This window comes from Pseudoalteromonas sp. L21 (assembly GCF_021728035.1).
Lineage (GTDB): Bacteria > Pseudomonadota > Gammaproteobacteria > Enterobacterales > Alteromonadaceae > Pseudoalteromonas > Pseudoalteromonas arabiensis.
On record NZ_JAKKCV010000003.1, the window covers coordinates 533,314 to 554,973 of the forward strand.

General features: G+C 41.9%; 24 protein-coding genes and 1 riboswitch. All 24 genes read right to left on the reverse strand.

Translation table 11 applies throughout. The features are described 5' to 3' along the window. Positions 1 to 160: 160 nt before the first annotated feature. Entirely contained in the window at positions 161 to 571 is a 411-nt protein-coding gene (locus L3V41_RS11215; protein WP_062570322.1) for a hypothetical protein, read from the reverse strand. Further along, positions 561 to 1,916 carry a FliI/YscN family ATPase gene (locus L3V41_RS11220; RefSeq protein ID WP_062570321.1) on the reverse strand — a complete coding sequence of 452 codons (1,356 nt, stop codon included), beginning with the start codon at positions 1,914 to 1,916 and terminating at the stop codon, positions 561 to 563. Before L3V41_RS11220 ends, L3V41_RS11215 begins: the two co-directional genes overlap by 11 nt. After that, the gene (locus tag L3V41_RS11225; protein WP_062570320.1) at positions 1,909 to 2,541 is read right to left on the reverse strand and encodes a FliH/SctL family protein; all 633 of its coding nucleotides are present in this window, start codon (positions 2,539 to 2,541) and stop codon (positions 1,909 to 1,911) included. Before L3V41_RS11225 ends, L3V41_RS11220 begins: the two co-directional genes overlap by 8 nt. A gap of 5 nt (positions 2,542 to 2,546) precedes the next feature. Beyond that, entirely contained in the window at positions 2,547 to 3,578 is a 1,032-nt protein-coding gene (locus L3V41_RS11230) for a FliG C-terminal domain-containing protein (RefSeq protein WP_237119604.1), read from the reverse strand. Then, complete coding sequence (fliF, locus tag L3V41_RS11235) at positions 3,556 to 5,283, reverse strand: flagellar basal-body MS-ring/collar protein FliF (RefSeq protein WP_193988443.1); 1,728 nt, start codon at positions 5,281 to 5,283, stop codon at positions 3,556 to 3,558. The genes L3V41_RS11230 and fliF overlap by 23 nt, the downstream gene beginning before the upstream one ends. Before the next feature lie 8 nt (positions 5,284 to 5,291). Further along, entirely contained in the window at positions 5,292 to 5,615 is a 324-nt protein-coding gene (locus tag L3V41_RS11240; RefSeq protein WP_062570318.1) for a flagellar hook-basal body complex protein FliE, read from the reverse strand. 16 nt (positions 5,616 to 5,631) lie between these two features. Beyond that, complete coding sequence (locus tag L3V41_RS11245; RefSeq protein ID WP_130151065.1) at positions 5,632 to 6,942, reverse strand: sigma-54 dependent transcriptional regulator; 1,311 nt, start codon at positions 6,940 to 6,942, stop codon at positions 5,632 to 5,634. A 15-nt stretch (positions 6,943 to 6,957) separates the two neighbouring features. Next, on the reverse strand, positions 6,958 to 7,842 hold the full coding sequence (locus tag L3V41_RS11250) for an OmpA family protein (RefSeq protein ID WP_193988442.1): 885 nt from the start codon (positions 7,840 to 7,842) through the stop codon (positions 6,958 to 6,960). Between the two features lie 98 nt (positions 7,843 to 7,940). After that, positions 7,941 to 8,026: riboswitch (cyclic di-GMP riboswitch) on the reverse strand. Positions 8,027 to 8,158: 132 nt separating this feature from the next. Beyond that, complete coding sequence (gene flhA, locus L3V41_RS11255) at positions 8,159 to 10,237, reverse strand: flagellar biosynthesis protein FlhA (RefSeq protein ID WP_276574698.1); 2,079 nt, start codon at positions 10,235 to 10,237, stop codon at positions 8,159 to 8,161. 9 nt (positions 10,238 to 10,246) lie between these two features. Further along, the gene (gene flhB / locus L3V41_RS11260; protein ID WP_193988441.1) at positions 10,247 to 11,377 is read right to left on the reverse strand and encodes a flagellar biosynthesis protein FlhB; all 1,131 of its coding nucleotides are present in this window, start codon (positions 11,375 to 11,377) and stop codon (positions 10,247 to 10,249) included. Further along, entirely contained in the window at positions 11,378 to 12,160 is a 783-nt protein-coding gene (gene fliR / locus L3V41_RS11265; RefSeq protein WP_062570315.1) for a flagellar biosynthetic protein FliR, read from the reverse strand. It abuts the gene before it with no gap. Next, complete coding sequence (locus L3V41_RS11270) at positions 12,157 to 12,426, reverse strand: flagellar biosynthetic protein FliQ (protein ID WP_130151061.1); 270 nt, start codon at positions 12,424 to 12,426, stop codon at positions 12,157 to 12,159. The genes fliR and L3V41_RS11270 overlap by 4 nt, the downstream gene beginning before the upstream one ends. After that, positions 12,423 to 13,175 (reverse strand): flagellar type III secretion system pore protein FliP, encoded by a 753-nt coding sequence (fliP, locus tag L3V41_RS11275; protein ID WP_062570313.1) that lies wholly within the window; start codon positions 13,173 to 13,175, stop codon positions 12,423 to 12,425. Before fliP ends, L3V41_RS11270 begins: the two co-directional genes overlap by 4 nt. Positions 13,176 to 13,178: 3 nt before the next feature. Continuing rightward, positions 13,179 to 13,508, reverse strand: coding sequence for a FliM/FliN family flagellar motor switch protein (locus L3V41_RS11280; RefSeq protein ID WP_062570312.1), 330 nt, complete (start codon positions 13,506 to 13,508; stop codon positions 13,179 to 13,181). Positions 13,509 to 13,515: 7 nt separating this feature from the next. Then, positions 13,516 to 14,400 carry a FliM/FliN family flagellar motor switch protein gene (locus L3V41_RS11285; protein ID WP_062570311.1) on the reverse strand — a complete coding sequence of 295 codons (885 nt, stop codon included), beginning with the start codon at positions 14,398 to 14,400 and terminating at the stop codon, positions 13,516 to 13,518. 27 nt (positions 14,401 to 14,427) lie between these two features. After that, positions 14,428 to 14,817 (reverse strand): PilZ domain-containing protein, encoded by a 390-nt coding sequence (locus L3V41_RS11290; protein WP_062570310.1) that lies wholly within the window; start codon positions 14,815 to 14,817, stop codon positions 14,428 to 14,430. Continuing rightward, on the reverse strand, positions 14,810 to 15,802 hold the full coding sequence (locus L3V41_RS11295; protein ID WP_062570309.1) for a flagellar motor protein MotB: 993 nt from the start codon (positions 15,800 to 15,802) through the stop codon (positions 14,810 to 14,812). Before L3V41_RS11295 ends, L3V41_RS11290 begins: the two co-directional genes overlap by 8 nt. Further along, positions 15,803 to 16,666 carry a flagellar motor stator protein MotA gene (motA, locus tag L3V41_RS11300; protein ID WP_062570308.1) on the reverse strand — a complete coding sequence of 288 codons (864 nt, stop codon included), beginning with the start codon at positions 16,664 to 16,666 and terminating at the stop codon, positions 15,803 to 15,805. Positions 16,667 to 16,684: 18 nt separating this feature from the next. Further along, entirely contained in the window at positions 16,685 to 17,407 is a 723-nt protein-coding gene (locus L3V41_RS11305; RefSeq protein WP_062570307.1) for a FliA/WhiG family RNA polymerase sigma factor, read from the reverse strand. Between the two features lie 9 nt (positions 17,408 to 17,416). Continuing rightward, on the reverse strand, positions 17,417 to 17,854 hold the full coding sequence (locus L3V41_RS11310) for a flagellar basal body-associated FliL family protein (RefSeq protein ID WP_062570306.1): 438 nt from the start codon (positions 17,852 to 17,854) through the stop codon (positions 17,417 to 17,419). A gap of 16 nt (positions 17,855 to 17,870) precedes the next feature. Next, complete coding sequence (locus L3V41_RS11315) at positions 17,871 to 19,286, reverse strand: flagellar hook-length control protein FliK (RefSeq protein ID WP_237127750.1); 1,416 nt, start codon at positions 19,284 to 19,286, stop codon at positions 17,871 to 17,873. Further along, positions 19,286 to 19,597 carry a hypothetical protein gene (locus L3V41_RS11320; protein WP_130151052.1) on the reverse strand — a complete coding sequence of 104 codons (312 nt, stop codon included), beginning with the start codon at positions 19,595 to 19,597 and terminating at the stop codon, positions 19,286 to 19,288. The genes L3V41_RS11315 and L3V41_RS11320 overlap by 1 nt, the downstream gene beginning before the upstream one ends. Before the next feature lie 267 nt (positions 19,598 to 19,864). After that, positions 19,865 to 20,257, reverse strand: coding sequence for a flagellar export chaperone FliS (gene fliS / locus L3V41_RS11325; protein WP_062570303.1), 393 nt, complete (start codon positions 20,255 to 20,257; stop codon positions 19,865 to 19,867). An 11-nt stretch (positions 20,258 to 20,268) separates the two neighbouring features. Further along, the gene (gene fliD / locus L3V41_RS11330) at positions 20,269 to 21,561 is read right to left on the reverse strand and encodes a flagellar filament capping protein FliD (RefSeq protein WP_062570302.1); all 1,293 of its coding nucleotides are present in this window, start codon (positions 21,559 to 21,561) and stop codon (positions 20,269 to 20,271) included. Between the last annotated feature and the right edge of the window lie 99 nt (positions 21,562 to 21,660).

Sequence of the window (21,660 nt, forward strand, 5' to 3'; positions counted from 1 at the left end):
AAGAATAAAGTATTAAAAATACCGGCCTTTTTGTTCATTAAGGCTAGGTTATTTTTACCTTAAATAGGAGCAAAGTTTCTATAAATTAACTACTTATAGCACTATCAAAACTGAGAGCTAGGCGAGTAAGAGGTTAGCCATGTTTATATGGCAGATTATTTTAACTACGACGGACGGCTGCATGCGCGACTAGCTCATCAAGTTGATTCTGATGCTGACGAGCCTGTTTTTGCTTTGTCTGATGTGCCTTTTTAGCAATTACGCCCTCTAACCCCTTCGTGAATGAAAGTTGTTGGATACAAGCATGTTGTTGACGTGATTGATCGCCTTGTAGCTGCGTTACTCGTTCGGCCTGCTGCTGCGATAGCCCATGCAGAATGTGTTTCATGCCTGCTAAATTTTGCAAACCAATTGCATTACCCATCTGGTTGTTTGTTTGCATTTCGTCGATAAATTGCTTTAGTTGGGCTAGTCGCTGTTGCTCTACTTCGGTTTGTTGTTTTAGAACTGCCTGCTCAGAGAGCATGTTATCAAGCTTCTCTTGTTGCATGTCTTTAAACTTATCTAGCATCATGTTTTCCTATTAACTGCGAAAGCTGTTGATTTGTAGTCGCAAAGTCTGCTTTTTCATTTAATGATTGGCATAAGAATGCTTCTATTTGTGGATACAAGTGTACAGCTAAATCCAATTCAGCATCTTTCCCTGCTTGGTAGGCACCAAGCGGTATTAATTCATGTACTTGTAGGTATCGACTGTAGAGCTTTTTAAGCTTATAACAAAAGGCAAGCTGCTCAGAGGAGACAATGTTAGGCATAACACGGCTTATAGATGCGCCAATATTAATAGCTGGATAATGACCTTTTTCTGCAAGCGTTCGGTCCAATACAATGTGGCCATCTAAAATAGCCCGCGCATTGTCCGCAATTGGGTCTTGCTGGTCGTCCCCTTCTGCTAATACCGTGTAGATGGCAGTCATTGAACCTTTACTTTTTTCACTGTTTCCAGAGCTTTCAACTAACTGAGTTAGCTTACTAAATACCGATGGCGGATACCCCTTAGCGACAGGCAACTCGCCAACCGCAAGGCCTATTTCTCGCTGTGCTTGCGCATAGCGAGTCAAAGAGTCCATCAATAACAGAACATTTAAATCTTGGTCACGATAAAAAGCAGCCAGTTGATGACTTAACTCCGCCGCTTTTGCTCGCAGAAGCGGTGAATCATCAGCAGGGGAAGCAATTACGATGGCCTTTTTGAGCCCTTCTGGACCAAGACTTTGTTCTATAAATTCTTTCACTTCCCAGCCACGCTCACCAACTAGAGACACGATTACAACGTCTGCACTGGTAAAGCGAGTCATCATGGCCAGTAGCTTACTTTTACCGACACCTGAGCCTGCAAAAAGCCCTAAACGCTGCCCTTTTCCAACGGTAAAAAGACCGTTTATTGAACGGACTCCTACATCCAAGGGTTCGCTCACCCCTTTACGCTGCAATGGATTTAAAGAGGGTTGTTTTTTTAGAACGCAATCAGCTCCTAAATCAACACGACTTAAGTTACCTAAATCATCTATCGGTTGCATTTGTGCATCAATTACTCTTCCGAGTAAAGACATATCAACCTTTATCGCTTGTGTATCAGCAACAGCTCTGACTCTCGCACCTGCGTATAAACCATCTGCTTTATTTAGTAGCATCAAGAACGCTTTGGTATCATCAAAACCAATCACTTGAGCGTCATTCCACGTGCCATCAATGCTCTCGACTTGGTATTTTTTTGCCATTAAAAACTGCCCGCCGACAGCTGTTAATGTCATACCATTGACTCTTACAAGACGACCGTAACTTTGGATTAAAGGCGGGGCTGTCAGCTGTTTTGTAGCAGTATTAAGAACATGAGATAACACGGTATTACTCATGAATAACTTGACCGTTTAGAAGGGCTGGCGTTATATCAGCAAGTACAGCATCTAAACGCTCTGAAAGAGACAAGCTATGGCTTTGCTCACTAGAAATAAGCTTTACACTGCCGCTTGCAAGTTGAGGCTCAAAACTCACTGTTAGGGGTATTTTATCAAAGCTTGAATCGTCAAAAAGGGCCGCATCAGCGCTAGAAAAAACAATTTCGTTAACATCATCTCGCCCTGCTAATAAATTGAGGGCCTGTTCGACTAAATCAATTAAGCAATTAGGCTGCAAAGTTAACTCACAGGCAATTACCTGCTCCGCGACCTTTGCAACTAACACACTAAGATCTTTTAGTACCTCATTAGACAGCAGATTAAGTTGTTGCTTTGTTTGCTGTGTTAGCACATCGAATTGTGCCAGCATTTGCTGCTTTAATTCTAGTTCACGCTCTTGTAGTAAAAGTTCAGCTTGCTGCGAGACGCGCTTTTCTATATCAGCTTGTAGCGCCGCTTGACCTTGCTTTAATCCCTCATCATAACCCTTTTGCCAAGCAGCCTGCTCAGCTGCCTCGATACGCTGTTGAACACTCTGGTGCTGTTGTTCTTTTGTTAACGTTGGAAATTGATAAGCTTGCATAGCACTTAACCCGCGGTCTCTTCTTCGTATAGCTGATAAGTAATTTCTTCTCGCTTGCTCATATCACGTACAATGCTCATGATTTCACGACGTGCAGCATCCACTTTACTCACCGGCTGTGATGTTGTTGCTTCTAACTGCTGTTGATACACTTGCGCTAAGCGTTTTGGTAATGCCCCCAAAAGGCGCGCCACAATTTTTTCATCTGCGCCTTTTAATGCCATCAACCAAAGCTCGTCAGGTACGTCGTTCATTAATTGAGAAAGGGTCTCATCACTTTGCAGTAATAAACTGGCAAAGTCATACATACGCTCTTGTACTGCATCTGCCACTTGTAAATCATGCTTTTTAATAACTTCAATAATTTGGCTTTTATTGCCGTTATAACGGCTCATAATATCAGCGACTTTATCAACACCATTTACCTGAGAGCCGACTTGCTTGCCGACAAACTCAATACAGGCTTCAATGGTTAATCGAATATCATCCATCACATGCTCACTGACTTCTCGTAAGCTGGCAATACGGTATAATAGGTCTTCATGCTTTGCTTCAGGAAACAATGCAATGACAGCAGCGGCTTGATCCGCTGGTAAAAACGCTAAAAACAGCGCTTGCATTTGCACATGTTCATGCTCTAAGAAACGGACAATTAGCTCAGGTGGGATCCACTCTAAACGACGCAGATCGTCACTCATCGCGCCACCATAAATATCATCTAACATGCCACGGGCAAGCTTACGTCCAACGGCTTTATCAAGTGCTCTTTCAAGATACAGCCTTGATGCACCATTAACCCCACTTTCGTTACGGTAACAATCGAAAAAACTGGTGAGCGTGTCAGCTACATCATTTTTTGTAATGTTAGAAATACTGGCCATTCGCTCTGAGATTGCCTGTACCTCACGGCGACCGAGTTTACGGATCACACTTGCTGCATTTTCTTCACCCATACTGAGCAGTAAAATAGCAGCTCTATCGAGTGACGCACGAGCAGGTGCTGACATTGTCACATTATCTTGATTTACTTGACTCAACTTCAACTCCTTGCTCTACCCAATATTTAATAACAGAGGTTACACGCTCGGTTTCTCGGCTTGCTAATAACTGCATATGTGCAATTTGCTCTTCAAAATCACTGCCTATCTTAGGCAACGCAATATTTTCACCTTCCTGCTCAGGCTGCTCATTTTTGCTATCTCGCTCAAGTGCGCCATCCAGAGGTGTACTTTGTCTTTCATAGGCATCGCTTTTAGCGGCGGCTAATTTTTCTTGCTCATTTTCACTTGGTGTTGAAGCTGTTGTTTTGCCTTTAATCAAATGATTTACCAGCGGTCTTACCGCAAAGAAAATAAGCATTAAACTAATAAAAGTACCGAAAATGTAACGAGCATACTCTCGAATTTCAGGCATTTGCCACCATTGTAATCCGTCAGACGGTACAAAAGGTTTTGCTTCAACAAATGCAAAACTGGTGATATTGAACTGATCGCCACGCTGCTCATTAAAACCGGTGGCTGTTTTAACCATTTCTCCTAAAGAGTTTAGGCCTTCTTGGCTCCAACCTTCAGCTGTGGCTGCGGCTTGTTCATTAACAAGTACCGATACGCTCATTGAGCTTAAGCGTCCAACTTCAAAACGAGTATGGGTAACAGAGCGGCCATTTTCATATTCACGGCTACTTTCACTGCGTTCAGACACTCGTTCATTTTCAGCCTCTTCACCTTCTTGATCTGGCAATGGAGGTTGATTAGCCAGTGAACCCGGAATACCACCGGCAAATTGGTCTTGTCGAGAATCTGATTTAACCAATTCTTGCTTTAACACCCCTTGTGGGTCTACCGCTTCACGTGTTTCTTCAACAACGCTAAAATCAACATCTGTTGAGACCTGAATTCGAAAATTTCCTTCGCCTAAAATAGGCAGTAACATAATTTCAGCGCGTTGTTCTATGTTACGTTCAACCTTTTCGATAAATGCGAGCTTCTTATCACTTTCTTTACCAACGGGAGTGGTATCAAATAAATCACCCGACAGTAACTTACCGCGTTGATCGACTACTGATACATCTCGCGGGTTTAAACCTGGTACCGAGCCAATGATGAGTGAAATAATAGCTTCTACTTGTTCAGCTTTTAGCTCATGCCCTGGCGCTAAATCAACCATTACAGATGCAGCTGATTTTTGCTCTTCCCTACCTATAAATAAGCTACGCTTTGGTATTGCTAAATGTACTCGCGCATTGCGAACACCTTGCATATTAATAATGGTGCGAGCAAGTTCTCCCTCCAAAGCATGTTGATATTGCATCGATTCCATAAACTGGCTTGTGCCCATCGACACTTTAGCACTTAGGTTATCAACGCCCTCAGGCATTGAAGCTTTAATACCACGTGCCGCTAGAGTGATTCGTGCGTCTGCTAATTTTTCTTGAGGAACTAAAATATTGCCTGTGTCGTTATCGATACGAAACACAATTTGTTCTTTATCCAATATTTCTAAAATATTAGCTTTATCATAACTTTCTTGGTTGCCGTAGAGTGGCACGTAGTTCTTTGCTGATGTCCACAAAATAACAACGATAGTTGCAGCTACTAACGTCGCCAATAAAGCGATTGTCGCGACATTTCTATCATGGCTTTTATTTGAAAAGTTTATTTTATTTGAGAAGTTTACGACTTTTTCACGTAGGTTTGTCTCCCCAGACATCGGCGGTACAGCTTTAGTTAATTCGCCTTTCATAACAACCTCTACAGTGACATACGCATGACATCATCAATGCCATTAAGTAGTTTATTGCGTACTTCCATTAACATTGAGAAGCTTAGGCTGGCTTTTTGACTTGCGACCATTGCCCCCACAACATCATCCGTTTGCCCCGTATCTACCGCATGCATCATTTGCGATGAGATATTTTGTTGCTCATTAACAGCGCGAACAACTGTTTTGAATTCAGTACTAATTGCTGCGTCTTGATATTTACTTGCTGCAGGCGCAATGCTCTCTGCCGCAGCTAGTTGCTGCATATCAGTCATTTTTCCAAGCAGAAGGCGTTGACTTTCAATAGGTGACATTACTCTGTTCCTTAAATTAAGCGATTGCGTCTATATCCATGCCATACTCACGCATGGCGGCTATTTTGTATCGAAGAGCTCGGGTACTCACACCGAGTGCCTCTGCGGTTTGGGTTCTGTGTCCTTTGAAACGGCTAAGTAAATCATAAATATAATCAAATTCAGCTTGTTTCTTGCTATGTTTTAACTGTGACGCACTGGTTGTCGTGAGTGCTTTAACGTTTTCGGGTAGGTTTAGATCTGCCGCTTGAATTTCGACACCGCGAGCCATCACTAATGCCCTTTGCACTACATTTTCCAGCTCACGAACATTACCTGGCCAGTGATAGCTATGCATCAACTGCTCTGCCTGTTGACTAAAGTGAAACTTCTCATCTCCGTATTTAGCAATAAAATACTTCGCTAATGGTAAAATATCGTCACTTCGGTCACGTAATGCTGGCCACATTAACGGCAATACATCTAAGCGGTAAAATAAGTCTTCACGAAAAAGGCCTTTCTCTACTTGCTCACGCAGTGGCTTATTGCATGCTGCAATCACACGAATGTCGAGTTTAATGCGTTGATGACTGCCTAATCGCTCAACCTCTCGCTCCTGTAGGACACGAAGTAATTTAGCTTGCAGCTCTAAAGGCAGTTCAGTTATCTCATCCAGTAAAATAGTGCCGCCATTTGCAAGCTCAAACTTACCCGCTTGCTGTGCTACCGCCCCCGTAAATGCACCTTTGTTATAACCAAATAACATAGACTCCAGCATATTTTCTGGAATAGCTGCGCAGTTAACCGCAATAAATGGCTTATCTGCACGTGGAGAAGATTGATGAATGAAGTTAGCGAGCTTTTCTTTACCTGTACCCGACTCACCCATAATGAGTACGCTTGCAGATGTTTGTGCTGCACGATTGGCAAGTCTCAGCACTTGCTGTGATTTCAGTGACACAGCAATTAAGTCACTCACACCATGCTTCATAGAATCAGCGTTACGGATAGTTAGTTTGAGTTGATCAGCAAAAAACGGTTTAAGTAAAAAGTCGACAGCACCATTATTAAGTGACTGTGAAGCAAGCTCACCTTGGTTCGATTCCACAAGCGTGATAATTTGTCCACCTTGATGAGTTCTTTTAACTAGTTTTACCAAGTCAACCAAGTTCATTTGTGCTTGTTGAGCATCAATTAATACCAGTTCAGGCTGATAACTCAAACAATAACCAATAGCATCGGGGATCGAATCTGTGTACAGAAGTTGATACTGCTCATCATTGATCGCCAATTCAATTTCACGTGATGGTTGTTCTGGCGCAAGCCATAGTAGATGTTTCTGATCCATATTCCTTCTCACACCTTAGCTTTTTTGACGAAATAGACGAATTAAGACGCGCCTATTTGAAGACTGACCGTTCGAATCTGAATTGCTTGCCACGGGATAGCGTCCTCCGTGAGCCCTGATCTCAATTAACTTTGCATCGATCCCGTACTCAATAAGTCGGGATGCCACATCATCGGCTCTTTCTTTCGATAACAAACGATTGGCAAGTGGAGAACCGACATTATCTGTATGTCCATCAATCATGACTTTCTTAACTTTAGGATCGAGTTGAATATAACGAACTAGTTTCTCTAAATAACTCAGGTCTGCGGCACGTTTAACAACACGCTCTCCTGAGTCAAAATTAATTTCATAATCTCTCGCTTGTCGCCAAGATAAAGGTGCTAATTTTTCACGGCATTGCTGGTATTTATCAATCGCGTTATCACTATGAGTTGTAGGAAAGGTCAGTCTCAGTTGCTCATCGCCAAACCCGACGATTGTATCTAACCAGTAGCCTTGCTTAATGGCGCTTAAAAGAGGTGCAACACCTTGTTTAAACGTAACCTGTTGCTGCTCAATATTGGCTGAAAAGAATTGTATAGAAGGGGCGATTGCTTGCTTGTTTTGCCAATCCGCTGTACGGGCAAATACTTGTACATCCGTGATATCACGTTCGGTTAACAACCACTTAAAATCTAGGTGCTGTGGCTCTGCAGGCTCGCTAATAATCGATAATTGCGCATAACTATCTAATTTTTGGCTAAGTTGGCAATAAAAAGCATCACCACTGACATACCATGTTGCCTGCTCATAATTTTGGGTAATTACGCGTTCAGCTTTCACAGGCAATGCATAAGCAGTTATAATGCCTACAACAATTAAAAAAGTTGCCTTAACAAGCTGATATGAGTTGTTCATTCGTATTCCAATTATCATAAACAGCCCAATTAAGGGCTTTAACGTATATAATAAGCGGAACAAATTGCCTGAAGAGGCGAATAGACGTGCCGCTAAGTTAATGTAACCCCACTATCATGACCTTGCGGTTTTAGACTGGAAGCTTTGCGTCCTACCCTTTCGGTGTAGTTTGCCATTTAATTGTCTTAGTGTTTCCAACTAAGTAACTGTTATTATAAAACAGTTAACAAGTACCTAATTCTTAATGATTATAGATAAAAAAAACCAAAAAGCAACATTACGGGTATTTATTCATATTAAATTCATACCACTTACACTATCCTAAAGAGCCAACGATACTAACTTTAATATTATCAGGCACTTCATTATAAGAAAGCACTGATAAACCTCCCTTCGTAAATGAACGTGCATAGCGCGCCAGTAAAGGTCTTAGCTGCGGAATAACAATCAACACAGGGTTAACACCTTGAGATTTCATTTCATCAGTAATCACAGGCATGGCTCGTTGGAACTGGCCAAGTAAATTAGGATCTACAGCAAAACTATCTAATGCTACCTTCCCTGCTTGCATGGCTTGTTCTAACGAACTTTGCATCGTTTGCTCTAGTTTTTCATCTAAGCTATAAGCAGCTAATTCGTCACGATTGCCCATCACTTGTTTTACTAACACACGTTTTAGTGCACAGCGTACATCGGCAGCAAGTAGAATCGGGTCTTTTGTGACTTCGATACTGTCAACTAAAGTGCCTGCAATAGTCACGATATCACCAATCGCGACATGCTCCTTAAGTAGCATTCTCATCACTTTTAGTTGCAGGTTAATTGGTAAAGACTTTTCAAGCGCATCAGCCAAACTAGGTGATACAGTCTTTAATCTCTCGTGTAAGTTTTGAATATCTTCATAACTAAACAGCTCATCTAAATGCTCTTTTATCACTTTGCCCATATGCGTTGCGATTACCGTGGCTAAGTCGACAACTGAATAACCCATATTCAGTGCCTTGGCTTTATTTTTCTCATCAACCCACACAGCTTCCAAACCATAAGCTGGGTCCGTCGTTAGTTCACCATCTAACTGGCCGTAAGTATCGCCGGTGTTTAAAGCTAGTAGCTGCTTGGCATTCAGTTGAGCAGACGCAACGGCCACTCCTGCTAGTTTGATTTTATATTCTTGAGGATTAAGATTGAGATTATCTTTAACTCTGATTTCAGGTAACAAGAAACCAAGTTGTTCAGATAAGCTTTTACGCATACCACGTATTGTTTTTGCTAGCTCCTCACCTTTTTCCTTATCGGCCAGATAAACTAAACGAAAACCAAGCTCAACGCTTAAAGTATCGACATGCGGAATATCTTGCCAGCTCAGAGCTGCTTGTTCTTGGGCAATTGTATCTGTAATACTTTGCGCTTCTTCTAACTGCCCTTGTGGTGTCTTTTTGTAAAGTCGCCAAGCAACATACAAAAGAGGCAGTGCAAAGCCAATAAACGCAAGGCTTGGCATGCCTGGCACAATACCTAACACCAGCATGACTAATGCGGCTGTTAGAATCACTCTTGGTGAGGCAAGTAACTGGCTTCCCACCGCTTCACTCATGTCACCTTCATCGTTCATTCTGGTAACAATAATTGCCGCAGCAACAGCCAGTAATAATGAAGGGACTTGTGCAACTAAGCCGTCACCAATTGTTAAAAGAGCGAAACGTTGAAATGCTTCAGCCATGCTCAAGTCATGCTGAAATACCCCAATGCTGACACCACCCAGTAAGTTGATCACTAAGATGATCAGACCGGCTATTGCATCACCGCGTACAAATTTAGAAGCACCATCCATTGAACCATAGAAATCAGCTTCTTGTGCCACGGTAGTACGTCGTTCTTTAGCTTGTTCTGGGCCAATTAGTCCCGCATTTAAGTCGGCATCAATTGCCATTTGCTTGCCTGGCATTGCATCAAGAGTAAAACGTGCTGCAACTTCAGAGATACGCTCGCCACCTTTGGTGATTACGACAAAGTTAATCACCATCAGAATAATGAATACGACGATACCAACAACATAGTTGCCACCAATCACCACCTCACCAAATGCTTGAATGACTCGCCCTGCCACATCAGAGCCTTCATGACCATGTAGTAAAACAACCCTAGTCGATGCAATATTTAGGGTAAGGCGCATTAAGGTTGCAACCAACAGAATGGTTGGGAAAACAGAAAAATCGAGTGGTTTCGAACTTGAAACAGCAACCAATAACACGATCACAGAAAGTACAATATTAAAGGTGAATAAGGTATCCAGTAGCCATGCGGGTAATGGCAAAATAACCATAGATAAAACAGCTAACAGCAATACCGGTATAGCAGTATAAGGTCGGGTTAAACTACGCCAATTCAAAGTCATTCTCCACCATTATGGTTTTTGTAAATTTTTTGGAATTTCAAGTTCAGGCAATGGCGCTGGCGCTTGACCTCGCCCTTGCTTGTAAGCCTTTAGCTGCATTACATAAGTAAGTACATAAGCAACCGCTTTATAAAGTCCATTAGGTACTTCTTGGTCGATGCGTGTCGAAAAATAGATAGCCCGCGCTAAAGCAGGTAACTCAATAACTTCTTTATTGTGCTGACGCCCTAATGTTCTGATCCTAAGTGCCATTTCATCCATGCCTTTAGCGACAACATAAGGTGCTTTGGCTTTTTCTTCGTTATAGCGAATCGCAACCGCATAGTGTGTTGGATTTGTAACAATCACGTCTGCTGTGGGGACCCGCTCTTCGATACGCCTATTTGCTTGCTGATATTGAATTTGCTTAATTTTGCTTTTGATCTCGGGGTTACCATCGGATGATTTGCGCTCTTCCTTGACTTCTTGATGGGTCATTTTAATTTTATCTAGAATTTGTTTTTGCTGAATAGGCACATCAATCACAGCTACAAATAACAGCAAAGTTACAGTGATCATCATAGCTAAAAATAGCAGGCTAATACCTTGATTTAGAGCCACCAGCAAGTCTTGATTTTGTAAGGCTACTAACTGCTGCCATAACTGAGTCAAAAAGCTAAATAAGCAAATAGCTAACAAGGCAATTTTAATCATCGACTTTAACAGCTCAGTCAAAACCTGTTTACCAAACATTCTTCCTAAACCCGAAAGAGGATTTAGCTTACTTAACTTAGGTGCGAGTAATTTTTTTGAGAAAATAAACCCACCAGGTAACACTCCCGTGATCCACATAGCGCAAAACGCGAGCAATAAAAACGGCACTAAAGTTGCCAGCATATCGAGTATTGCTTGAGCAATGGCATTTGGCATGAGTTTCGTATTATCGATAATACGATGATCCAGTTGCATACTTGTGCGCATCAAGCCAATAAATAGGTCATAAAATAAATTAGCGAAAAACAATAGCCCTGCCACACTCACCATCAATAAAATAGCCGTATTAAGTTCTTTAGAACGGGCTACCTGCCCATCTTCACGTGCTTTTTTGAGGCGCTTTTCACTGGGCTGTTCTGTTTTTTCTTGTGCACTGTTATCTGACATTCACCCTCCCATCGCCGTTTTAAATACGGTTAAAACATGGTAGGTCAATTTAGCAAATGCATTGCCTGTGTAACTAAGTGTCATAAATACACAAAAGAAACCCATTATTAAGGCCATCGGAAAGCCTAAAACAAAGATATTCAAAGAAGGAGCTGCGCGACTTGCTACGCCAAACGTTAGATTGACTAACATCATGGCAATCACGCCAGGTAGTGCAAGTAGTAGAGTAGAGGCTAATAACCAAGCAAATAAATTAACGACAGCCATAATGTCCAAGTTATAAATACTGCTGCCTATAGGCCAAACAGTAAAACTCTCGACCATAACGTGCAACGTAATTAAATGACCGTCAGCGGCAAAAAACAAAAGCGCAGCCATTATCCAGAATAACTGCCCTAATAATGCAACCTGATTACCACTGCCAGGGTCCATTACCAAAGCCATCGATAAACCCATTTGCATCGACAACACAAGACCAACCAGAGACATCACTTCAAACAACAACCGCAAGGCAAGCCCCATTAAGACACCAAAAATGATCTGCTCAACAGTCAGCACGACAGCATCTAACGAAAAAATATCAACCGCTGGAGCGAGTGGCAATTGCCCTGCCACTAAAAAGGCCAGCATCATAGCCACAGCGATTCGGGCGCGTGGAGTCACTGCGGGGTTTTCAAATACTGGCATTGCCCACAGCAAAGCCGAAAACCGAACAAATGGCCACCACATGGTGCCCATCCAGCTAACAATGTCGTTACTGGTTAAAGCAATTAAGGAGTTCAACCAAAAACCCCTGGGATCATAAACTTAAGGTCTTCAAACCACGTCAATAAGGTGCGCACTAACCAATGCCCTGCAAACACCACCATTAACAGTGTTAGCAACATACGAGGTAGAAAGGTTAACGTTTGCTCTTGAATAGAGGTGGCGCCTTGTATAACTGCCACCACAATACCCAAGATAAGCCCTGGTACTATCAGTACCAAAATCATCTCTATAATGGTATAGACTGCATCGGCAATCAGTTGCGTGGCCATCTCAGGACTCATATTGGCCCTCCGAATGTTGCAGCCAGCGTTCCTGCCACCATTGACCAACCATCAGCGAGTACGAACACCATCAGCTTAAATGGTAAGCTGATAATCAATGGGGATAACATCATCATACCCATCGACATCAATACGCTGGCAACCACTAAATCAATAATCAAGAAGGGAATAAAGAGCATAAAACCGATTTGAAAAGCGGTTGTCAGCTCACTAAGCACAAAAGCAGGCATAAGTACTTCAAATGGAATTTCATCCGCTTTTAAGTTGGTGGGCTCATTAGCAATTAAAAGCACTTGATGTAGCTCGCTTTCACGTGTTTGCTTAAGCATAAATGCACGTAGAGGCTGTTCAGCTCGAGCTAGTGCTTGCTCTAATCCCATCTCTTCTGCTTGAAAAGGCTTATACGCATTTTGATATATATCTTGCCAAACCGGACGCATAATAAGCATGGTGAGCATCAATGCAATACCAATTAAGACACGATTTGGGGGACTTTGCTGTAGCCCCATTGCTTGGCGCAAAATCGCGAGCACAACAATGATCCGAGTAAAGGAAGTCAGTACCATTAACAACGCTGGTATTAAACTCAACACCGTCATCATTAACAAAATTTGTAGCTTGACGTTATAGTCTTGCCCTTGCTCTGTGTCTTGCAACGAGAACAATGTTAATTCTTGCGCGTTTAACCAAGTTGGTAAAAGAAGGATAAGTAAACCAAACCCGACGTTGAATGCACTGCGTAAATTCATTACTTAACTATCCGCCTTTTCTTGCTCATCTTGGCTGATAAACTTAATGCCATATTGGCCATCAACCAGTACAACTTCAGCTTTCGCAAAGTATACACCGTTCACTTTCACATCCATCGGCTCACCTGCGGCTTTGTCTAAGCGTAAAACATCGCCGTGTTTGGCTTGTGATAACTCACCTAACGTTAATTCTGTGCTCGCGACTTCTAGCGTAATAGTTAACGGCACATCAGCAAATACAGACATATCATTCTCATTGCTTGGCTCAGCGCTTAAGTTGTCTAAGCCATCAAGCTCTAAACCTGCTAATGCATCATCAAGGTTGTCAGTCATAATTCATTTACTCTTTATTTGTGTTATCTGTAATTTGGAAAGTCAAACTGGCATCTTGTTGTACAATTTGACCTGTAAAGAAGGTTTTATTACCTAACTTGAAAGAAGCAGGCTCACTAAGTTGAATAGGCAATACCTCACCATTTAATGCCGCTTTTAACTGCCTTAACGTGACTTTTTTGCGCGCCATTTCAACATGTCCTCTCACTAAAAATTGGCTGCTTTTTTCCATATTTAATAAGTGTGTTTGTTGTTCGTCATGCTCGCTTTGCGGTTGACTAAAGAAAGCCACTGGCAACCAAATGAACCAGCTGATCACATCGTTATCAAGAATTAACCGTACTTTAAATGCAAGGTAATTGACCGCGCTCGGTAAGTTGTTAGTGCTACATGGCTCAGCGAGTAAGCATGCCCGCTCTTTAAAAATAAGCTCTTGAATACCCTGAACTTGTTTTTGTAATAACCGTGCACAAATGCGGCTTTCTGTGCGTGTTAACTCTGCTGGCGGCTCTTCTGCTACAGCCTTATTAGCTTGGCTTAAATCACCACCTAGGCATAAATCAGCCATTCTGTGAGCACTTGTGTAATCCAATGCGATATAAGCATCAGCGTCTATTGGCTCAAAAACAGAACTTTTAAAGAAAACGCGTTTCGCTTCAGCTAGCCAGCTTTGCAAGGTGCTGTGTGAACATAAGTTAATATCAACAGCAAACTGACTATCATTAAATAGCTGTCCTAACTCAAACTCGATGGCTTTATGCAAACTAAACTCACCCGCTCGCTGATGGGCAATTTCGTATTGACGTTGTTGCTGTGTGATCGCATACGGCCTAAACTCTTTACCTTGTTCAGCCTTGAAGAGCTTTATTTTTGGCTTAACAAATTGCTTCATAAAATTTTCCAATATCCAAAAGTGTGGCTATAAAGTCGTTGTGTAATTAGCCTGCTTTTGTAACTCAGCAACTAACTCTATACGCCTTAATTCATCTTTCTTTTGCCATTCAATACCAACAAAGTTCAGTTTTTCTGTAACGGGATACGTATAACGAATTGTGCCAATAAAAGCATTACTATCATTAAATGCTACACGGACCTTGCCCGGTAACTTATGCTCATTTGGCACCAACATTCCAGCCCCACCTACGCTAATATCTTTAACCACAGCACGGCATATAAAGTAGTTAAACAACCATGAATGATGCAGCTTAACGGCAATGCCACCTTGTTGCATTGCCGCAGGAAGTTGAGTATCTTGCTCACAAAGCGGCCAGCGAGGGTGAGTTCGTTTCGACTCTTCTGACTTATTCATATAACTCCTGCGAGCGTAATACTGGCTGATTTGCTGTTGCAGCACTAGCGGCCTTTTTAACAGGATTATTGATGTTATCCTCAGCGAATAACGCCTCTAACTCTGATTCTGCCTTTTTGGTCAGAATCAGGATCTCGACACGTCTATTTTCACTCGCAAATCTATCTTTTTGATTAATCGGTCTATTAGAAGAAAAAGCATTAACTTGCATAACTTGGTTTGTTGGCATCCCACCTGCTGCCATGATTTTTCTTGCTTGAAATGCACGTGCACCTGATAAGTCCCAGTTATTCGACTGAGTTCCTTTGAATGCACTGGCATCACTGTGACCCGAAATAATGATTTTGTTTTCAATACTTCTGAACAGGCCACCTAAGTGTAAAAATAAGTCTTCAAAAAATGGCGACATGGTTTGCTCTGAACGCGCAAACATTTGATGATTTTTGTCATCTTGAATAATTACTCTGAGCCCAGAACTAACTTTCTCAACCTGCAGATTGTTCTGTAATAGCTCTTCTTTGGCTAAATCTTGAAAGCTACTTAGTAATAAACTCAGCTCACTTGATGCTGCAAATTCACTGTCAATCACTGAATTAAGCTTATCGCCTTTACCCGCTAAAGGCGCATGATCGCCTTTAGGTACTTTTAAATATTCACTCATGCCTGGGCGAGGATTATCAGGTGGCAAGCGATTTGATGCTTTATGATCAACAACGGAAGGTGACCCCCCTAAATCGACAGGAAAAGGGCTATTGCCTGGTTCAAATAATGCGGGGCTACCATCAAAGATTGAATGTGTACGCATATAATGAGCAATATCTTTTCGCTCTTGCTCATTGGTAATAGCCATGATCCATAGCACCATGAAGAACGCCATCATCGCTAATGTGAAATCAGCAAAGGCGACTTTCCAAGCACCACCATGCTTGCCACTCTTTGCTGAGCGGCGACCACGTTTAATAATTACTGGGTTAGAATTATTCATTTAAGCTGCTCGGTTATTGATCCACTGTTCCATCGTGGTAAAAGAAGGTTTACTTTCTTGTGTTATCAGTTTTCGACCAGAGTCAGTCGCCACAATAGCTACATGGCCTTTTGCGTGGGCAACCAACATAGCTCGAACACACTCAAGCATAGTCATTTGTTTCTTTACATACTGCTGCATAGCCGATGACAGAGGTGCTAATAGGCAGTAACAACCAAAAATACCAACAAAGGTTCCCACCAGTGCTGCCGCAACGTGATAGCCAATTTCGCTCAATGGTCCATCTAAGTGCTGCATCGTGATAATAATGCCACCTACCGCAGCTAAAATACCGAAACCGGGCATTGCTTCGGCAATGTCGCCTAACGCATTTGACGGCTTCATTTTTTGCTCTTCAATGGAAAAGATCTCTTGCTCTAACATAGCATCGAAATCATGTGGGCTAATTTTTCCCATGCTGTATAAGCGTAGGTTGTCACAAATAAATGTTACTAACTCAGGAAAGGCTGTGACCTGTGGGTAGGCTAAAAAAATTGAGCTAGTATCAGGGTTTTCTACGTGATCATCTAACTCTTTAATCCCTTTTAGGCGAGCCAGTTCAAGTAAGGTGTATACCACCATGAGCAAGTCATGATACAAGTCTTTGTTATTTTGATTTTTATTGCCAAAGAATTGATATTTTAACTGACTTAACATTTCAGTTAAAACATGACGTGAATTACCAACAATAAGTGCTCCTAAGCCCGCACCAAAAATGATTACAAACTCTGCAGGCTGCCACATACTCGCTAAGTTACCACCAGCAATAGCAAAGCCACCTAGTACGGCGGCCAGCACAACGACTAAACCTAATATTCTTTGCATAATTGTTTTCCCGGTTGGTTATTCACTTTGTTGAAGTTTTCTTGTTAAAGATTCTATTGCCAATTTATGTAGTTGGCAGACCCGTGCTTCGGTTAAATCAAGGGCAAGGGCTATTTCTTTCATGTTCATTTCATGGCTGTAGTAAAGATGCAGTAACAACTTGTTTCTTTCTGGTAGGCTGGCGAGTGCTTTTTGTAGCATTAAAGCCGTTTCTGTATGTGATAACTGGCTGCCTGCATCAGTAAACGAATCATCGTGACCGAGCAATGCTTCAAGGCTATCAATTGCTTCAGCTTGACTTGCATAATGCAGTTTCAACAGCTGGTCTAAATCAATATCCAATGCTTGGCATAGCTCACTATCACTTGGCTCTCTGCCTAGTTGCTTCAATAACTTGCGCGAAGCATCACGCAATTGATGCGACTGTTGTCTTAGTTGTCGTCCTCGCCAATCTATTCGACGAAACTCATCTAGCATCGCGCCCCGAATACGCTTAAAAGCAAATGCCGAAAATTGTTCGTCGACATTTCGACCATAACGACGAATTGACGAAAGCAGTGCCACTAAACCTATTTGCTGAATATCGTCCATGTCGACAACAACACCCAATTGCGTTCGCATGTGGGAAGCTGCACGCTTCACTAAGTATGCATACCGTTCCAGTAGTTCCCCCTCGGTATGTGTACTCATTAAACCTGCTTGCTGCTCATCCGAAGATGGCCATTGTTGTTCAACTAACATACGCGTTCTCTACTGAATGAAAACATTGGTTATTAATACATCAGCCAATTCAAGCGATGACTTATTAGCCAACACCTTATTAAACTGACTAAGTAGGTCTGTTTGAACTTTCTCTACATCAGTAAATGTGCTCCGCACAGTAGCGTGCTCCATATTCGCAAAGTTTTTTACAAGCACATTGCGTAGTACTGGCATAAAGGTTTCTGCATCTGTTTCGTTTTGTAAGGTTGGTGCAAAACCAAGGCTTAAATCGAGCACTAAATAGCGAGCATATTCATCGTCAGCAACACTGATAATAAAGCGATCCATTGCCATATATTTAACGTCTGGTTTATCAACAGAGGCCACTGGGGCTTGCTCTGTTTTTGATTCTTGAAAATAGCTTGCACCAAAAAAACCAAGTGCTAATAATCCGACAGCAAGTACTGCTAATTGTATTTTTTTCAAAGTTCCACTCCCATTTCTATATCAGTCTATTCAACCAATCTTGTTGCTGCGCTTGCCTAGGCTCAACGGAGGTAGGCAAATCATTTAACTGATTAGCTGCAATATCTTGCTCTTGTGTAAATTCGTGTGTTTGTTTGTGCTGTTGATGTCTATCGCTAATATCAACATCAACAGTACTTTGCTCGGCATGAGTGAGTGATTGGCGAAGTTGCTCAAGCGTTTGTTGCATGGCTTCACGTATTTGTGGATTACTCGCAACAATGTGTACTGTGGTTTTTTCTCCCTCAACACTAATACTTATGTCAATACTGCCTAACTGGGGAGGATCAAGGCGGATTTGCGCGCGTTGAACCTGTTGGCCTATTTGCAACTGCACCTTGTCATGCAGCACATTCAGTAAGCGTTGGCCCCATTCACTACTATTTGTCGATAACGACTCAGTTCGCCACTGCTGCACCTGTGTGGCTTGCTCTGAACTAGCAGCAGAAGAAAAAGAAAATGAACGACTTAATTCTGTCGTCGCAAAATTGGGCTGCTCAAGCGCTGTCTTAACCTTAGTGGGCTGTGTAGGGCTTGTTTCCACCATTAAAGCCGGTCCTACTCTAGTTTCACTTGAGCGCAACGTTTCCAACTCAGCCACCGGGGGCATGTGCGGTTGTTGGCTGCTAAGTGGGTATTCTTTACTCGGCGATGCAATAGCCGTATTCAAACTTGATGCATTAAATAAAGGTACTTGCTTTTTAGTTAACTCAACAGTTTCATTGTTTAATAATTGATTAGCTGCCGGTATAGCTTGAGCGCTATTAGGGCTAGGCTGTAATAACTCTTTAGCGTTCGAAGCACTCGTTACTTGTAACTGTTCCTGCTCTGTAGCATTTGCTATCGACTGAGTAGATAAACCACCAAGCAAGGTTTTCGAGGCTGATTCACCCTGTGTAGTAGGGCTTTGCTCATTCACGCGTATTTTTTCTGATATAGCTTCATTTTCAGCAGCAGTCTGCATAGCTAAAGTAAGGCTATCCTGCACAGGAAGCGAGCCCAAAGCTTGTGGTTCTGTAACTCCCTGAGAAGCGGGTTGAATAGGCAGGGCTGAATCAACTTGCTCCATATTGATTTGTTCTTGAACTGTCGCTTCAGCACCTTGTTGCAGCGATGTTTCAGATAATGCAGTTATACCTGGCGCTAACATGCTTGACTCATTTTCAGCTTTAAACTGTGTATATACACCTGAGCGCCATTGAGACGGTAGCTCAAATGGCTTTTCTGTCTCTACTTGCTCAAGCTCAGAGCGAAGCTCACTAGTAGATTGCGCGTGTTCTTCATGTTCGGTTAAATCGAATTGGCTTGTTTCAGGGTCAGTAAAGTTTGCTTGCACCTTTTCAGCACCGGCTCTATTCCCTGAAACATGTGGGTGTATGATTAATTCTTTCATTAACGCGCACCATCAGTAAATTGTTTGTATGCAATAATGCCGTCGCGATCTTTTTGATGTTGCTGCATACGTGTTTGTAATTCGTTTTTTTGCGCATTAATTAATGCTAGAAAGTGTGAATATTCACCTTTCAACTCACTCACTCTAGACTGCCAACTTGGATACCAAGGTGCTAACTTCGCCTCATTAAGGATCTGCATTAATTGCTGATCAAAATGACGAATATGTTGCCACTGCTGCTCTTCTATCGCTTTCGCCATAGCTTGCAATAGGGTTTGAATTTTCTGGTCTGTTTGCTGTTTATTCATCATGATCATTTCAATTAAAGCGAGCAGCCGTAAACAATTCAGAGCTGCATTAACACCAGCTTAACGAGCAAAAAGCATTCCAAAACGCAAGGTATTGATATATAAAGGAAAAATTAATTTACAAAATGCTGAACGGAAGTTTAATTTCCGCTTATAGGAAAGGTAGGAAGTAAAGAGGAACTTAAGCGTTTGTTGAGTTACAAAAAAAGCCAGCTAAAAGTGCTGGCTTTGGATTCAGAACAAATAACATTACTTATAAATAAGGTGTGATTAAGCAGCTTGAGAGCCTAATCCTGCCCAGCCCTGCTGTAGGTTTTGCATAACTTCACGTACAGATGACAATGCAGATAAATCATTTTGAAGACTTGCAGTCATTAAAGCACCACCACAGTACTCATAAAGCTGCTGCATATTAACAACGACTTCGCCGCCTTTTTCTGTATCTAAAGAGGCATCTAAACCACCAAGAATACGCATCATTTTTTCGATGCCCTGAGCTTTTTTATCAAAACGCTTTTGCTGTATATGACCAGCTACCCGCTCAAGTTCATCTAAAAACCCATCGAATAACATTAAAACTAACTTATGAATATCAGCGCCAGCCGCACGGCTTTCTACTGAAGTATTTTTATAAGCTGAAAAGCCATCATTTAAATCATACATAATTAATCCCCTTAAAATTGTCCCATTGATGACTCTAATTTAGAAATCGTTATTTGCATTTGCGTAAATTGTGATAAGTAGCGGTTGTAAACCTGCTCCATAGAATATTCATGGCGCTGTTGTTTATCTGTCACTAGGTTTAAACTCGCTTGCAGAGTATTTTTCTTATCATTAATTAAGCCATAGCTTTTTGTGTATGGCTCAACACGCTGCTCGAGTTTCGCCATCAAACCATCAGCACCTGTTAACATGTGTGTTAGTTGCTCAGGTTGAGTGGCAATTGCATCTTCTAACTTACCTTTATCAATAGATAGCTTGCCATAACGGTCAAATTCAATACCAATGGAAAATAAGGTTTTCCCTGCAAATTCACCTTGAAAGTCATTGCGTAATGAACGCCCTATTCCCGATGCCATAACATCTCTTTTTAATGCATCGTTATCGTTTATTGAGCTTAATAATGTATTGAATTTATCAACAAATTGCTGAATATTCTCAACGCTTTTCTCATTATCTTGTGCAACAGACACTTTAATGGGTGTCTCTCCAGCCTGCTGGGCTTGAGTAAGGTTAATACTCACACCATCAATAACATTATCTAGTTGGTTACTGGTTGAGGTCACCGTAATATTTGAATTTGCACCTAGCTTTACAATAGCATCTTGCGCACTGGTTAGTTCTTGCTGTGATGCAATGGCATTACTAATATTTGCACCATTTGCGTCTGCACCGGGTGTAAATGTTGTTGATACAGTATTTGCAACACCAGACTCTTCACTGGTCAGCACTAAAAATGTTTCACTCCCTGAGCGCATCAACGTCGCTTTTACGCCACTATTGTCAGCATGATTGTTGATTGCACTGGCCAAGTCAGTAAGCGTTGCCCCCGCAGGCAAACCCGCTAAGTCAACAGAAAAGCTGTCCGTGCCAAGGCTAACAGCCAATTCGCCATCGGTCGATAAGGGTTGGCTTGGATCAAAACTTAATGCTATCTGGTGTGCTTGTGCTAACTGCTCAACAAAAATATCGTAGTCACCGCTGACTGCATCAGCTGAGGCTGTCACATTCATATTTGTTTCGCTACTAACAGACGCTGTATTAGTAAGCAAACCTGTATCAGGGTCTTGGTAATCTTCTAATGCATCAAAAAAATCTGATAAATCATTCTTAAGCTGAGTAAATGCTTTAATTTGATTATTATATTTTGCATATTGCGTAGATAAAATCTGATCTTTTGCTTGTCGCTCAATTTGCGTGTATTGACTCGCTAAATTAGCGGGATCAATGCTTAGCGCTGATGTCATATTGGCTCTCCAATTAACGATAACGAAAGCACTTTACAAAAAAGCGCTTTCGTTATTGCAAAGCACCGCTTAATTGGCGGTGCTTATTATAATGATTAG

Bases quoted from the DNA above. Each gene is read 5' to 3' on its own strand.
- L3V41_RS11215 (WP_062570322.1), bottom strand. From the start codon at position 571: ATGCTAGATAAGTTTAAAGACATGCAACAAGAGAAGCTTGATAACATG.
- L3V41_RS11220 (WP_062570321.1), bottom strand. From the start codon at position 1,916: ATGAGTAATACCGTGTTATCTCATGTTCTTAATACTGCTACAAAACAG.
- L3V41_RS11225 (WP_062570320.1), bottom strand. From the start codon at position 2,541: ATGCAAGCTTATCAATTTCCAACGTTAACAAAAGAACAACAGCACCAG.
- fliF (WP_193988443.1), bottom strand. From the start codon at position 5,283: ATGAAAGGCGAATTAACTAAAGCTGTACCGCCGATGTCTGGGGAGACA.
- L3V41_RS11240 (WP_062570318.1), bottom strand. From the start codon at position 5,615: ATGTCACCTATTGAAAGTCAACGCCTTCTGCTTGGAAAAATGACTGAT.
- L3V41_RS11245 (WP_130151065.1), bottom strand. From the start codon at position 6,942: ATGGATCAGAAACATCTACTATGGCTTGCGCCAGAACAACCATCACGT.
- L3V41_RS11250 (WP_193988442.1), bottom strand. From the start codon at position 7,842: ATGAACAACTCATATCAGCTTGTTAAGGCAACTTTTTTAATTGTTGTA.
- flhA (WP_276574698.1), bottom strand. From the start codon at position 10,237: ATGACTTTGAATTGGCGTAGTTTAACCCGACCTTATACTGCTATACCG.
- flhB (WP_193988441.1), bottom strand. From the start codon at position 11,377: ATGTCAGATAACAGTGCACAAGAAAAAACAGAACAGCCCAGTGAAAAG.
- L3V41_RS11270 (WP_130151061.1), bottom strand. From the start codon at position 12,426: ATGAGTCCTGAGATGGCCACGCAACTGATTGCCGATGCAGTCTATACC.
- fliP (WP_062570313.1), bottom strand. From the start codon at position 13,175: ATGAATTTACGCAGTGCATTCAACGTCGGGTTTGGTTTACTTATCCTT.
- L3V41_RS11280 (WP_062570312.1), bottom strand. From the start codon at position 13,508: ATGACTGACAACCTTGATGATGCATTAGCAGGTTTAGAGCTTGATGGC.
- L3V41_RS11285 (WP_062570311.1), bottom strand. From the start codon at position 14,400: ATGAAGCAATTTGTTAAGCCAAAAATAAAGCTCTTCAAGGCTGAACAA.
- L3V41_RS11290 (WP_062570310.1), bottom strand. From the start codon at position 14,817: ATGAATAAGTCAGAAGAGTCGAAACGAACTCACCCTCGCTGGCCGCTT.
- L3V41_RS11295 (WP_062570309.1), bottom strand. From the start codon at position 15,802: ATGAATAATTCTAACCCAGTAATTATTAAACGTGGTCGCCGCTCAGCA.
- motA (WP_062570308.1), bottom strand. From the start codon at position 16,666: ATGCAAAGAATATTAGGTTTAGTCGTTGTGCTGGCCGCCGTACTAGGT.
- L3V41_RS11305 (WP_062570307.1), bottom strand. From the start codon at position 17,407: ATGTTAGTTGAACAACAATGGCCATCTTCGGATGAGCAGCAAGCAGGT.
- L3V41_RS11315 (WP_237127750.1), bottom strand. From the start codon at position 19,286: ATGAAAGAATTAATCATACACCCACATGTTTCAGGGAATAGAGCCGGT.
- L3V41_RS11320 (WP_130151052.1), bottom strand. From the start codon at position 19,597: ATGATGAATAAACAGCAAACAGACCAGAAAATTCAAACCCTATTGCAA.
- fliS (WP_062570303.1), bottom strand. From the start codon at position 20,257: ATGTATGATTTAAATGATGGCTTTTCAGCTTATAAAAATACTTCAGTA.
- fliD (WP_062570302.1), bottom strand. From the start codon at position 21,561: ATGACATCAGCGCTAAGCATTGATCCCGCTAATTTAGCGAGTCAATAC.